Raw genomic sequence first — 14,583 nt, 5'->3', positions numbered from 1 at the left:
ACTAAAACACTTCTCACGTAAAATTTTTGCTTATACATTTAGAGATGTTAACGTTGCCTCAATCGCTTCTTCTATAATTGGATAAGCAAACGTTGCATGAAAGCTATAACGTTCTTTTAACTTTTCAAATTGATGTAGAAATTCTTTTTCGTAAAATACGATCAGCTTAATATCTAAATTACGTTGAGCAATTGCAATCAACGACTCGAGGCTACTTGTGCGATCTCTAAAGTCTGACTGGTAATTAAATTCAGCCACTACTACAACCGGTTTCACCTTCTTAAGTGCAGTTAACGCTTTTCGCATGCTATAAACCACAATCGGCTCATAACCATGTCGCTTATACAGCGGGCTAAGATCTGGATAACCACCTAATTCAATAATAGACAGTAAAGATTTATCCCTAGCCATGCGGATAAAACCTAAAATTAGTAATGCTTAATATCAAATTCACTGTTAGGGAGTTTGTGGATATCGCCATAATGCAATTTAAATTTACTTCCTTGACGTCTATCTTCAAAGTAGTGTCGCAGACTTTCTCGAATTACTGGGAAAGCCAACTCATCCCAAGGTATTTCTGCTTCATCCATCAACGCCACTTCTAAACTTTCAATGCCTGGACTTGCCTTTCCAGCTACCAATTCAGCTCGAAACATCACGTATACTTGGCTTATATGTGGCAAGTTATATATGGTATATAAACTCATATTAGCCACTTCAGCAGTCGCCTCCTCTTGAGTTTCGCGCGCCGCCGCCGCATGTACCGTCTCTTCATTTTCCATAAAGCCCGCCGGCAACGTCCATTTTCCATAGCGTGGCTCTATCGCACGCTTACACATAAGAATTTTTCCCTGCCACTGCGCAATACAGCCCACTACCATTTTCGGATTGTGATAAAAAATTTCTTCGCATGAGGAACATACAAAGCGCAGACGATTATCGCCTTCAGGTATCGATTGTGTGATTGCTTCAGAACCGCAGCTACTACAAAATTTCAAAATGATGCCTACTATCTGAAATGGTTTTTAAACCATAACAGAATCAGAATAAATGGTTAAGAAGTGAAATACAGTGACTAGATAGATAACTAAGTTATATATAACTGAATTAAACTGTAGTTTTCATCCTGGTATTTCAGCCATAGTGGCAACGGTAGCATCAACAACAATTACTTCATCCAAATTTTCAGACTTACCAAAATAATAGCCTTGCCCGTAATCAACTCCGATTTCTTTCAAAGAATTACAGATTTCTTCATTTTCAACATATTCAGCAATGGTTTTCATTTTCATAACCTGACCCACATCATTAATGGCCTTAACCATTGCATAATTCACAGGCTCTAAATGAATACCTTTCACAAACATGCCATCAATTTTTAAGATATCAACAGGTAAATCTTTTAAGTATGCAAAGGAAGAATGCCCACTGCCAAAATCATCTAGTGCAAATTTACATCCATATTCTTTGATGGTATCGATGAAATCACGTGCCTTAGTGATATTTTTAATCGCAGCATTTTCTGTTACTTCAAAACTAATTTTTTCTAATGGAATTTTAGACTCTTGTAATTTTTCTTTTAAGAAGACTAAGAAATTGGGATCACCAATTGATGCGCCTGAAAGATTTATCGAACAAAGACTCAGTTGTTGGAGATGATCTGGATGCTTAATCAGCCAATCAAACACTGCATTCACTACCCAATTATCTACACGCGTCGCCATGTCAAACTGCTCTGCCGCATTGAGTAATTCACCTGGAGCCATAACTTCACCCGATTCATCTATTACCCGTAACAGGACCTCATAATGCAATCCCTCATCACAATCTTCTTGCAAAGGCATGATAGGTTGAAAATGCAATTGGAAACGATCAGAACGTAGTGCATCTTCTAACTGCAATACCCAATGCATTTCATCATGTCGGCGAATAACGGTTGAATCATGGGGCCGATACTCATGAATCCGCCCACGTCCACCATCTTTTGCAGCGGACAATGCCACATCAGCTGTCCCCAAAATTTCACTTACAGTCTTTTCAGCTGAGATTGGTACCAGCGCCATACTTAAATCGATATCGAAAACTTTTCCTGACCATTCAAAATGAAAGTTTTGCACAGCCTGCAACAATGTCTCCGCAACTTTTCGTGCTTCATCGCTCGAACAGTTAGTAATGATTAGAGAAAACTCATCACCGCCCATGCGCGCAAAGGTATCCTTTTCAGTTATATATGGCTTCAGATGTTCCGATATTTGTCGAAGCAATTCGTCACCTGCTTCGTGGCCACAAGTATCATTAACGACTTTAAAACGATCTAAATCAAAATAACAAAAAGTATTTTCTGTCGGATCTTCACTTAAAGACTGTAATAAAGCTTCTAACCTTTGCTGCATTTCAAATCTATTTAACAATCCTGTTAATGGATCATGCAAAGCTTGATGTTCTATTTTCACACTTAAAGCAAAGTTTTCAGTGACATCCCAACAGATCCCAACAACACTAATAACGATACCTTGTTCATTTTTTGTCGCTTCACCACGATTAATAATGACTCGAGTTTCACCATCTGGTCGCAATATCCGAAACTTAGTATCAAACTTGCCACCATCTTGATAATACGTTCTCCCAAGCTCAAGCTGTTCTTCTCGATCTTCAGGAAGCATGTAACTCAAAAAATCTCTTTGCTTACCTGAGAAACTTCCCGACTCAATACCAAAAAGTTTGTGCATGGTGTCGTCCCATGCAATACGGTTAGACATTAAATCCCAACTCCAAATTCCTATGTTGGCAGCTTGCAACGCCATATTGTGGCGTTCAATTGCAATACGCAGTCGTTTAACCTTTGAAGCATCATTGCTTGGCGCTTGAAACGCAACAAGAATACAAAGTTGATTTTGATATTTTAATAAAGAAGATGCTGCGGTAATTTTAAGATTCTTATTATCGAAGTTTGATATTTCTATTTGTTTGGGGGGTACAAATGTGTTTTTCTTTAACAGCTTAAATGCTTTACTTCTTTGTGTACCATCATCATACAAACCTGGAATCGTTTTTCCGATCATCTCATCCGTACTACTTCTCAGAATCACGCTCATAAGATGATTTGCAAATACTACGGTGCCATCGTTGGCACTCAGAAGTACAACAGCAAATGGTAACGAGCCGGCATCTAAAAGCGATGCAGCCGCATTGTTGGGCAATTCCACGGACGTCGTAGTTGCCGCCATATGAGGACTAACTTGAGAAATGTTGTTTGCCTATTTATTAAGGATACGCAAATACATTCAACGCATGCTTCACGTTGAACACCTTTTATATACACTATAAATAGTAATTGACGATGTGAGGGATCTCTAGAATCTAGCTTATAAGCGGGTCTAGCGGCATGACGAAGACGCTAAAGTAACTATATTTCAATACTATATACAGCTTTTTACAATTTATTCGAGATACTTATGCTTTACCAGTCGCCACTGGTCGACTTTTATCTTTGATCCATTGGCTCCATGAACCAACAAATAAACGCGCCATCGGTAAGCCCGCAATACTCATTGCTAGCAAATTATGACAGGCAGTAACTCCCGAGCCACACATACTAACAACTTGTTTATTTTCGATATTTGAAACCATTGATGAAAAACGCTTTTGCAATGTTTCTGCAGATAAAAACACCCCTTGCTTCGAGAGATTGTCAGAAAAAGGAAAATTCATTGCGCCAGGCACATGACCTGCAACCGGATCTGTTTTACTGTCTGCTGCGGTGAATCTTTCGTCTGATCTTGCATCTATTAGGTTAATTTTACTTTGTGCTATTTCTTCTTGAACAAACTCAACCTTCACCCACATATCATTATTTGCTTCACCGCGAAAAGAACCAGCCGCCCTTTGCGGGACATCTGTGTCTACTGGTAAGCCACTTGCGACCCACTTATCAATGCCTCCATCTAATACGGCAACATCGTTATGCCCTAACCATTTCAACAACCACCACATTCGTGCAGCAAAAGCGCCTGATATATCGTCATAACAAATAACTTGCGATGAATTGCTCACCCCCCAGGATTGTAATTTTTTTATTAGTTCATCTGGATTTGGCAATGGATGACGACCTGAAATTGGTGTCATAGGAGAAGCTAAGTCTGTATCCATATCTGCAAACTGTGCACCAGAAATATGATTTTTATTATACTTCTGTAATCCACCCGCAGGATCTTTGAGTAAAAATCTACAATCAAACACAAACCAATCCTGATTACTTATATTATTATTTAAATCCTCGACAGAAATTATGGTCTGATATGTCATGGTAACTCCTAATGCAATAGCTTTGCGGCCAAAATGTTCGTTTTATCTTTTACGTTTAATTTTAAATGCTGTCATCGAATCCACCAATTCTGGATATGGGATATTGCTAACAGACTCATAGCGTGAAACTGCTTGTTCTAGTAATTGGTATATATTCTCAACTCTTTCTATCATAGGTTGTCTGTTAGACTCTTTCGATACATCTTCAGCAACAATTTTGGCTAAACCGAGCAAACCTCCAAATTGGATTTTTGAAAACACACTAGCGGGTGTTTTTAATAAATCATCTTCTGCATCAAACGCCGGCAACCCTACCAATTTAAGCTGGTCATATAATTGCTGGCAACGTTGACTGCCTTGTTCTGACGCACAGGCTGTATCTGGACCCGCACGCCGAGTAACCAATTGAGCTTGTTCACAGGCAAATTCTTCTTTTATTAACGTGATAGCAAAACAACATTTACAATCAATCATGCCTTTAAACCGCGCTATGAATACATTTTAAGTTTGGATTTCCACGTATCACTTCATGATGAATATTTGTTTCTTTAAAACCCCTTTCCATCAGTAATTGTTGCACAAGCTTAGCAACTGGATTAGGCGAAACAATAAAAACTTCAGCATCTTTAACATGATCTATATGATGCAATGAGGCAACTATCTTATCCTCAATCACACACATTCCCTCGTATTGACTGTCGAGAATTTCATTAACATTTCTAGACATGTACAAAGGTATATAATGCATTTCATCCAATGCGTCGTCCCATGATCTGCATAAATTGTCTAAATATAACCCTTCAACACCGCATGCTAACCAATACAAATGTATAGAACGCTCCTTATCTTGTGCTGTGATGTGCTCCAGCAAGCTTTTAATCGTTGCAAAGCCAGTATCAAAAGCAAACATCACAATTGGAGATTCTTTTGTATCATCAATTACAAATTGTCCGTAAGGCCCTTGTATATTTAGCCAATCTCCAATACTAAGTTGATTAAACACCATGCTAGAAAATGCATCGCCCTCTAACTTGCGCACATGAAATTCAATACGCTTTTCATCACATGGACAACTTGCAATAGCATATTCATGCGATCGTTGTTGATCATCGTACACTCTCACATACTGACCTGCGATAAAACGTAATCGCACAGTACGAGGAACTTGCAAAGTTATAATCGCCAAATCATTGCTGACTCGATCTATTTTTCGTACTTTTATTCGCAACTCTTGTACAGGTATATCACCAGCTCTCGCAACAACATCAGCATCGATGACTACATCACCTTGGCATGAAGTTGAACACATCAGTGCATGACCTTGTATCTTATCTGCATCACGAATAACAAATTCATGTGTGCGTATCAGAGCGGTAGGCCCAGAAACTACTTTTGCTTTACACATGCCGCAGTTGCCATTACTACATCCATAGTTTAATGGCACACCCGCACGAATCGCTGCATCCAAAATGGATTCATGCGTATCAGCTTGAAAAGAATACTTGCCTGATTGAAGTTTTACTATATGCGCCATAGAAGTGTCTAAACCATACCAAACGGCTTTGGTTTATAGCCAGTAATCTAAGATTTGTTGTTTTGTTAAGTATAAATCTTATGCTTATCGAATGCGCATTTTTACCTTCAAAAACTTAAGAATTCTTATTTTAATTTCCATTCTTGGGGCCGTGCTTCTATACACACAGGACCAACGTTTAGTTACACAAGGTTGGTACAAACCTCTCGAAATAGTAATTTTTCCTATCAATGCTGACTCCAGTAACAGTGTTGATCAATATATAGAAAATCTCAGCACTAAAAGCTATGCAGATATCGATAAATTCATAAAACGAGAAAGCAAAAAATATGATGTAGTAAGTTCTACACCAACTTCCACCACTTTAGGGGAAAGAGTTACCACGCTTCCACCTAAACCGCCGGGTATGGGTTCTAACCCGCTCGCAATTGCTTTTTGGAGTATGAAACTGCGTTGGTGGGCCATGCAAAATACACCAGATGATAAATCTAACAAGCATCGGGTACGTATATTTGTTTTATATCATGACGACAAGCCTAACCTAAAGCTAGAACACTCGCTCGGCATTCAAAAAGGATTACTGGGCATCGTGCATGCCTTTGCAAGCAATGAACAATCTAAGCAAAACAATATAGTCGTTACACATGAGTTATTACACACGGTAGGTGCTAGTGATAAATATGATGCTTATGGCAATCCCATACCACCTGATGGTTTAGGTGAACCAAATTTAAGCCCGCTTTATCCACAAAAACGCGCAGAAATAATGGCAGGAACGATTGCAAGCAGTGCAGCACAATCAAAAATGGCACGCAGCCTTAAGCGTTGCGTTGTAGGCGAAAAGACGGCTCGAGAAATTGGCTGGCTACGCAATTAGACTAGACACTAAGTAATAAAATATATCTGTTAAGCAATATTGCCTAGGTGGTTCAGGATGCATTAAATTTCATTCATGGATAAAAGCCAAAATAAACTATCTTTCAACTACACTGAAAATGACAACGTCAATATTGGTGTGTTGTCGGATACCCATAGTCACATCAACCCCTCAGTGCTAAATCATCTTAGTGATTGCGATATTATCTTGCATGCGGGTGATATCGGCTCGATCGAGGTAATCAAGCAGCTACATAAAATTAGTAAAGATGTCGTCTCAGTGTGCGGCAACAATGATAATAATGAACAATGGATTTCATCTGAGCATATTGATTTAGAGAGTATCCCGCACATTGCAGAAATAGAATTACCTGGAGGAATCATTGCGATCACTCATGGCGATGAGCATTATTCAGAATACGAAACTTGGCACAAAAAACTTCGCAGTGATTTTCCTCGCGCTAAAGCAATCATCTATGGGCACAGTCATCGACTAGTATGTGATCAAGAAGAAGACCCTTGGGTGCTAAATCCTGGCCCAGCAGGTGAATCACGTATACATAGACATGGTGTCTCGTGTTTACGAATTACTGCTAACAAAGAAGAATGGAAAGTTTCTGAATTCAGGGTGCAAACAACTTAGTACTTTAGTTTGGCAAGCTTCCTTCAATAATTTCGCCGTCAGGATGTAACAAAGAAAGGTATTCCATACTATCTCTAGATACAACTGCAACACCGTGGTGTCGATCAACACCACCAATGCTAAATTCAAATGCATAAAATCTGCGAATAAATATATTATGTCGTGTAGTTTTACCTAAGCGTACGCGTGCGACGTGAACAGATTGGTCCAAAAATTGGACATTGTGATCTTCACACAATCTACGACATTTTTTCAGTGCCAATTCGCGACTGCGAAGACTATCTTGCCAATACCATACCACTGCGAATAGTGAGACAATGGCAAATAGAATTTTCAAAAACTTTTAATTTAGTGCGTTTTTGATTTGATCGCGAATCTCTTCCACCGTATCCACACCGCCTATCTTTCTATATTTTGGCGCATCACTATCACTACTTTCTGACCAAGTAGTGTAGTAATTTATTAGTGGTTCGGTTTGATCATGATAAACCTTTAAGCGTTCCTTAACAGTTTCTTCTTTATCATCTTCACGTTGGATAAGATCTTCACCACTTTCATCATCCTTGCCCTCAAGCTTAGGAGGATTAAAAATTATATGATAAGTACGACCCGATGCAGGATGCACACGTCTTCCAGTCATGCGCTTAATGACCTCTTCATCACTAACATCAATCTCAACCACGTAATCAATATCTACACCCTGTACTTTTAAACTTTCTGCTTGAGCCAAAGTGCGCGGGAAACCATCAAAAATATATCCATTTGCGCAATCAGTTTCTGTTATACGATCTTTCACCAAACCTAAAATGATTTCATCCGACACAAGGCCACCCGCTTCCATCACTTTCTTTGCTTCAAGGCCTAATGGAGTGCCTGCATTCACAGCTGCTCTTAACATATCACCAGTGGAAATTTGCGGTATGCCAAACAATTCCTCAATGAATTTTGCACGAGTGCCTTTCCCTGCACCCGGTCCGCCTAATAAAATCACTCGCATATGTACTACTCCATTAGTTTACAAATTTTGCACACCATAATGGAGAATTAAGCCAGCGCCTACTACTCTAATTAGCTAAACTAGAATAAAAATATCAGATAAGCATATAAAGATGCCGTGACTGACTCACTAATGTGAGCTATGGCACACTTCGCAATGCTGTAAACTCACAAAGACATCAAACTAAATAGACATTGCCCAATAATATTTAAAAATAAAACCCAAATAATAAACTTGTAGAATTAATCAATATGGAAAAACGCAACGCATTTTACGCACAATCGGGTGGTGTGACCGCCGTCATCAATGCCACAGCATGTGGGGTGATAGAAACCGCTCGCAAACACAAAAATAAGATAGGTAAAGTCTACGCTGGACGTAACGGCATTATTGGCGCCTTGACTGAAGATTTAATCGATACCTCTAAAGAGTCGGCGAGCTCGATTGCCGCACTGAAACACACCCCATCTGGCGCATTTGGCTCTTGTCGATATAAGCTGAAAAGTGTCGAAGAGAGTCGTGAACAATATGAACGGCTGATTGAGGTATTTAAAGCACACAACATCGGTTATTTCTTTTATAACGGTGGGGGTGACTCACAAGATACTTCACATAAAGTATCGCAGTTAAGCAAAAAAATGGGGTACCCCATTCAATGCATAGGAATACCCAAAACTGTTGACAATGATTTACCTATTACCGACAACTGCCCTGGTTTTGGTTCGGTGGCAAAATATGTTGCCGTATCCATAAAAGAAGCTGCCTTTGATGTGAAATCAATGGCGGAAACTTCTACCAAAGTATTTGTGATGGAAGTGATGGGGCGACACGCAGGTTGGATTGCTGCAGCCAGCGGACTAGCAAAACAAGAAAAAGGAGATGCTCCGCACATCATTCTTTTCCCAGAAATTCCTTTTGATAAAAAGTTAGTGCTTAAGCGTGTTAAAGAATCAGTAGAACAATATGGTTACTGTGTTATTTGTGTATCTGAAGGCGCGCGCTTTGTAGATGGAACCTTTCTGGCTGACTCTGGAAACACCGATGCCTTTGGTCATAAACAATTAGGTGGTGTCGCACCGGTAATTGCCGACATGATTAAGCAAGAACATGGTTACAAATATCATTGGGCGGTAGCTGATTACTTACAACGCGCTGCTCGACATATTGCTTCTAAAACGGATGTAGATCACGCCTACGCAATGGGTAAAGCAGCAGTACAATTTGCTTTACAAGGCAAAACCGCAGTGATGCCCATAATTGTTAGAACTTCTAACAAACCTTATAAATGGAAAATTGGTAGCACTACTTTAGCTAAGGTCGCCAATGTAGAAAAAATGATGCCGCGCAGTTACATCACTAAAGATGGCTTAGGGATCACAGAGCGTTGTCGCACTTACTTGCAGCCATTAATTAAAGGTGAAGCATATCCCCCGTACCGTGATGGACTACCGAGGTATATTCAATTGAAGAATATACAAGTACCAAAAATACTAAACACTAATTTCAAAATATAAGTATAAATGTCCGCTGACGACCTAAAGCGGACATTAAAAAACCCCGTATTATTGACGGGGTTAATTTAAAGCAAGATGAGGAGTATATAATAAGTCTAAGAAAACATTGTTAGCAAAACTCCGAATGCGCCGGTTAAGCCAATAACTAAAATTGCAAAATCTGGCAATAAGATATTATAAGCAAAGGCTGTTTCAGCTTGTTTAATGGTTTTTATTTTCTTCTGGTCTGCTTGGCTGTTTTGTATTTCGTGGTTCATTTTCTAGGTCTCCCTATAATCAAAGGTTAATGTGTTATCTATACTTATACTGACTAGTTGGTATAAGTTAATAATACACCTGATTCTCTAGTTGTCAACCATTTAGTCTATATTTATTCATATTTATATATTTCTTATAATACATATAGTTATATATTTATTACTGTTATTTCAGTAAAAATATTGCAAAAATATTAAAATATTTGTTATCATACAGACTAGTTAGTTCAAATAAGGATATGAATATGGCACGAGATGGAAGTATTACTAAGGACAAAATCATTGAATCTGCAATGGGCCTCGCACTAAAACAAGGGCATGTAGCGACTTCCGTTGATGAAGTCATTGAAGCAGCCGAAATAACTAAAGGTACTTTCTTCTATCACTTCAAAAGTAAAAAAGCCCTCGCTGTAGCCCTGATTGAGAAGTTTTCAGCTATTGAAATGCAGATTCTTGAAGAGAATATGGAGAAGGCCAATAAATTAAGTAAAGACCCGCTTCAACAGATTTTAATCTTTGTAGGGCTGATACAAGAATTACATGCTCAGCTTGAAGAAGATCATATTGGATGTCTGTTTGCTAGTTATAGCTATGAAAATCAATTAGTAGATAAGGACCTATTAGCTTTAGCTACCGATACACTCACGGAGTGGAAAGATCAATTAAGCAAAAAAATTCAAGAAATCATAAAAGTATATCCTCCTCGTTACTCAGTTGACCCTGATGAATTAGCAGATTCGTTTCTTGTTACATTAGAAGGCGCGTATGTCATGACACGAGTCATGCATAAGCCTGAAATTATACAAACACATTTGGAACAATATAAAACATACTTGGAGTCTTTATTTAGACCACTCTAAATTTTGCTTGTATCGAATGACTGCCATTGGCCGAAAGCATACAATTAGGCAAGATTTTAGCTTTACTGCCGAATAGTCAGTTGATTGCCTTTGTGAGTAATAGATAGGTCACGTAGAAAAGACATGCCTAGTAATATTTCATCACCATCCATATGCGGATTTATATCTGCTTTAATATCGTAGAGTTTGATTTCACCAATGCTGACTTCTTCTAAAATCGTTGCGTATACCGAAACGCTCCCATTTGCAGTAGATACCAACATCTCTGCACCTTTTTTCAAACCTACTTTTTTTGCAACGCCCTCAGGAACTGAAACATAACTCGCACCCGTGTCTACAAGAAAAGTAACTTCTGTACGATTAATCTTTCCTGTAGCAACATAATGCCCATATGCACCACTTTCCAGTACTACTTCTTTTTCGCCAGTGCTGAGCACTTGTGTGCTTATATTTTGATTGGGGTTGCGTTTATTCTTTTCTAACACACCAAAAAACCAAACCAACATACCAAAAATTAACACCCAGGCGATGATGATCATGCCTTTACCTAGTTGCCTAGTTTGATTGCCTTGGGTTTGTTCTTCTGGCGGAGTATCGTCCATCAGTAAATTTTAAGGAAACTTGCGTTACACGCCATGCTATCGATCTGTTTTTATTGAGATCTTAAGGATATATATAGCTAAAAAGTAAATAGAACCTGCATAAAACCAATCAGAAAAGCCGTGCTTGCACCGAATAACAACAATCCGCCCATTGCTTCAAAGGTGCTCAACAATTGCCAACGTTCTGAGAGCGTGATATCTCCGTAGCCTAGCGCAGTACACGTCACGACAGAAAAATATAATGCCTTGCTTAACTCCTTAAATTCCCCGAGTTTTAAATATATAAACGCCCAAGCCCAAGCCTCAACAGTGTGTATACCAATTATCATAAAAACCGCAAACCCCAACATACACATCGTACCAAACTGTGTTTGCCAAAATTCTGAAGTAATGGGCATCCACTTTAATAAATCAATCAGTCCAACCAAGCACACAACATGAAATACAACAACCAGTATAATGACTATGGTTCCTAAGGATATCTGCTTATGCAACACGTTGGTTTTTGTTCTGTAATTTAATAATCAATGAATTTGAATTCATGCATATATAGTCGAAGCTTTCTTACTCCGATGATAAACTGATATAACAATCAGATCCTCAAAAATAATAACCAGCCAAGAATATGTCATTCGTCTATCGCAATTCATCCATCATTGGAAAAATAACCATACTAGTTTGCATGTTATTTCTAACGGTGTTCACAAATTCGAATGCTGCAGAGACAATCCGTATAGGGGTTCTTTTAGACGGCCCCATAAAACGAGAATACGTCCCTCTTGATCAAATTATTAGTGAAATACGAGATTTAAATAAGGATGACTTTAATGTTGAGTTTCCAGATAACAAAATTAAACACGGAAACTGGCAAGTGGCTCAAATTCGAGATGAATTACTAAATTTATTAAGCGATCCAAACATAGATGTAATCATTACCAATGGTATTTTAGGCTCCCAACAAGCTGCTCAAATTAAAAACCTAAATAAACCAGTCATTGCAGCCATAGTTGCTGATCGAGTACTCCAACGACTTCCATATACCGAATCAGGTGTTAGTGGGAAAGACAATTATGTCTATATAAGTGATGACCGCACCGTTGGAAATGATTTGCGGAAATTTCATGAATTAGTCCAGTTTGGCCATCTCGGAATTATTGTAGACAAATTGTTTTTAGACTCTTTGCCAGAACTGGCTAATATAACGGAAGGTGCCCAGAATGAACTGGGGTTTAAACTCACTTTTATTCCTGTCACAAATAATCTAGGCAGCGCATTAAACGAGATGCCTAGTGATATCGATGCCATGTATGTTCCACCGTTATTGCGCTTTGGGAGTGATGAGTTCCAACAATTTACACAAAAATTAATTGCATTAAAAATGCCCAGCTACTCTCTTATGGGCAGAGACGAATTGGAAATGGGCATACTTGCAACCTCTAGCGGCAGAGACCGAGATACAATTCGTTATGCGAGAAGAATTGCGCTATTAACGCAAAGTATATTGTTAGGAGAAAATGCAGCCAATCTTAAAGTAGCCCTCGCACAACCTGAAAAACTAGCCATAAATATGCAAACCGCGCGTGCAATTAACTTCTCGCCGAATTGGAGGTTTCTTGAAACTGCAGATTTACTCCATGAAGACTCATTTGAAAATCAATCATTGCTAACACTTACAGAAGCCATTGAAGAAGCGGTTGCTTCAAATCTTTCTTTACAAGTAGATAGATTAGACTTAGAGCTTGCTAAAGATAGTGTAACTAATTCGCGTTCTACTCTATTACCGCAATTAAATATCGGTACGGACATAACACAAATTGGTGAAGATCAAGCAGAACTACAGGGGTCAGAACGCTCTTCTAATGGCTCATTAAACTTAAGTCAAACTATTTATTCTGAAAGTCGCCGATCTGGTCATGCAGTCGCAAAATTATTGCAGCAAGCTGAAGATGCCAATCTCCAAAGTAGTATATTAAATATAGTAAGCAGTACAGCCACCTCATATTTACAACTATTATCAGCAGAAGCCACTGAAGAAGTCAGAAAGTCTAATGTGAAAGTTACTGAGACTAACCTAGAGTTAGCAGAATCGCGATTAAGAATCGGTTCGTCTGATCGTTCCGAGGTATTACGCTGGCGCAGTCAAATCGCTACGGATAGAAGAAACTTATATTCAGCTGAAGCTAGCCGCGAACAAGCCGGGATTAATTTAAAACAATTAATACACAAACCTTTGTCTGAACCCATCGGAGTTACCGATGATGGTATTGCTAATCAACTTAGCATTTTAGAAAGCGAAAAATTTACAAGGTTTTTTGATAACCCTCGTAGTTTCAATATATTCACTGAGTTTGAGGTCGAACGGGCAATCGATAATGCACCCGAGTTAATTAGCTCTGATCACTTAATTGCTTCTAATAAACGGGAACTGAAAGCAGCAAAACGATCCTACTATGTTCCAGACGTTAATCTGAATGCTCGCTACGGTGAAAATTTTGATCGCAGTGGTACAGGGAGCAATAATTCTTTATTACTGGATGATGAATGGTCTGTTGGAATCGAAGCAAGTCTGCCTATATTTACTGGAGGTGCATTGAAGTCTGAGGTATCTCGCACAAGAAATACTTTACTGCAAAACGAATATAATAATAAAAACCTTCAAGAACAGATTGAAACCCGGGTAAGAAACTCACTTAAGCAAGCCAAAGGAAGTTATCCTGCGATTCGGCTTGCGAATGATGCTGCTCAAGCCGCAGAAGAAAACTTGTCGCTAGTGATTGATTCTTATTCACAGGGCGCTGTTTCCATAACCGACTTAATTGACGCACAAGATGCATCACTAGAAGCAAATCTTGCTGCTGTAAATGCACAATATCAGTTTATGATTGATTGGATCGAGGTACAGCGAGCAACTGCAAACTTTGATGTATTACTAGAGCCCGATGGGTTTGAAAACTGGTATCAAGCTTTAAATGAATACTATGCAACAAAATAATCT

Annotated in this window: 16 protein-coding genes; 5 read left to right on the top strand and 11 right to left on the bottom strand. The window is 38.8% G+C overall.

The annotated features are described in order from the left end of the window. Positions 1-30: 30 nt before the first annotated feature. The 6 genes from GKR92_11330 to GKR92_11305 form a co-directional block, all read right to left on the bottom strand. On the bottom strand, positions 31-411 hold the full coding sequence (locus GKR92_11330; protein QMU62253.1) for a hypothetical protein: 381 nt from the start codon (positions 409-411) through the stop codon (positions 31-33). A gap of 17 nt (positions 412-428) precedes the next feature. Continuing rightward, positions 429-998, bottom strand: coding sequence for an NUDIX domain-containing protein (locus GKR92_11325; GenBank protein QMU62252.1), 570 nt, complete (start codon positions 996-998; stop codon positions 429-431). A gap of 123 nt (positions 999-1,121) precedes the next feature. After that, complete coding sequence (locus tag GKR92_11320) at positions 1,122-3,227, bottom strand: EAL domain-containing protein (GenBank protein ID QMU62251.1); 2,106 nt, start codon at positions 3,225-3,227, stop codon at positions 1,122-1,124. A 226-nt stretch (positions 3,228-3,453) separates the two neighbouring features. Beyond that, the gene (locus tag GKR92_11315; protein ID QMU62250.1) at positions 3,454-4,305 is read right to left on the bottom strand and encodes a sulfurtransferase; all 852 of its coding nucleotides are present in this window, start codon (positions 4,303-4,305) and stop codon (positions 3,454-3,456) included. A gap of 42 nt (positions 4,306-4,347) precedes the next feature. Further along, a complete protein-coding gene (locus GKR92_11310) occupies positions 4,348-4,779 on the bottom strand; it encodes a hypothetical protein (GenBank protein ID QMU62249.1) in 432 nt (143 codons plus the stop codon). 4 nt (positions 4,780-4,783) lie between these two features. Then, positions 4,784-5,839 (bottom strand): 2Fe-2S iron-sulfur cluster binding domain-containing protein, encoded by a 1,056-nt coding sequence (locus GKR92_11305; GenBank protein QMU62248.1) that lies wholly within the window; start codon positions 5,837-5,839, stop codon positions 4,784-4,786. Between the two features lie 91 nt (positions 5,840-5,930). On the opposite strand from GKR92_11305, the gene GKR92_11300 reads away from it, so the two are divergent. Then, on the top strand, positions 5,931-6,716 hold the full coding sequence (locus GKR92_11300) for a hypothetical protein (GenBank protein QMU62247.1): 786 nt from the start codon (positions 5,931-5,933) through the stop codon (positions 6,714-6,716). Between the two features lie 75 nt (positions 6,717-6,791). Further along, positions 6,792-7,358, top strand: coding sequence for a YfcE family phosphodiesterase (locus GKR92_11295; protein ID QMU62246.1), 567 nt, complete (start codon positions 6,792-6,794; stop codon positions 7,356-7,358). A gap of 4 nt (positions 7,359-7,362) precedes the next feature. Here the strand turns inward: GKR92_11295 and GKR92_11290 are convergent, their stop codons facing one another. Further along, positions 7,363-7,695 (bottom strand): DUF3301 domain-containing protein, encoded by a 333-nt coding sequence (locus tag GKR92_11290; GenBank protein QMU62245.1) that lies wholly within the window; start codon positions 7,693-7,695, stop codon positions 7,363-7,365. Between the two features lie 6 nt (positions 7,696-7,701). Further along, positions 7,702-8,355, bottom strand: a complete 654-nt coding sequence (locus tag GKR92_11285) for an adenylate kinase (protein QMU62244.1) — start codon at positions 8,353-8,355, stop codon at positions 7,702-7,704. 251 nt (positions 8,356-8,606) lie between these two features. Between GKR92_11285 and GKR92_11280 the strand changes: the two genes are divergently transcribed. Next, positions 8,607-9,869, top strand: a complete 1,263-nt coding sequence (locus GKR92_11280; protein QMU62243.1) for a diphosphate--fructose-6-phosphate 1-phosphotransferase — start codon at positions 8,607-8,609, stop codon at positions 9,867-9,869. Positions 9,870-9,964: 95 nt separating this feature from the next. Here the strand turns inward: GKR92_11280 and GKR92_11275 are convergent, their stop codons facing one another. Then, entirely contained in the window at positions 9,965-10,126 is a 162-nt protein-coding gene (locus GKR92_11275) for a hypothetical protein (GenBank protein QMU62242.1), read from the bottom strand. A gap of 239 nt (positions 10,127-10,365) precedes the next feature. On the opposite strand from GKR92_11275, the gene GKR92_11270 reads away from it, so the two are divergent. Beyond that, positions 10,366-10,986, top strand: a complete 621-nt coding sequence (locus GKR92_11270; protein ID QMU62241.1) for a TetR family transcriptional regulator — start codon at positions 10,366-10,368, stop codon at positions 10,984-10,986. Positions 10,987-11,048: 62 nt separating this feature from the next. Here the strand turns inward: GKR92_11270 and GKR92_11265 are convergent, their stop codons facing one another. Beyond that, positions 11,049-11,588, bottom strand: coding sequence for a TIGR02281 family clan AA aspartic protease (locus GKR92_11265; GenBank protein QMU62240.1), 540 nt, complete (start codon positions 11,586-11,588; stop codon positions 11,049-11,051). Positions 11,589-11,665: 77 nt separating this feature from the next. Beyond that, a complete protein-coding gene (locus GKR92_11260; protein QMU62239.1) occupies positions 11,666-12,082 on the bottom strand; it encodes a hypothetical protein in 417 nt (138 codons plus the stop codon). Positions 12,083-12,213: 131 nt separating this feature from the next. Between GKR92_11260 and GKR92_11255 the strand changes: the two genes are divergently transcribed. After that, positions 12,214-14,580 (top strand): hypothetical protein, encoded by a 2,367-nt coding sequence (locus GKR92_11255; protein QMU62238.1) that lies wholly within the window; start codon positions 12,214-12,216, stop codon positions 14,578-14,580. Positions 14,581-14,583 lie beyond the last annotated feature (3 nt).

This window comes from Gammaproteobacteria bacterium (genome assembly GCA_014075255.1).
GTDB lineage: Bacteria > Pseudomonadota > Gammaproteobacteria > UBA4575 > UBA4575 > JABDMD01.
Note: the sequence above shows the minus strand (reverse complement) of the source record. Positions and strands in the feature narration are given on the sequence as shown.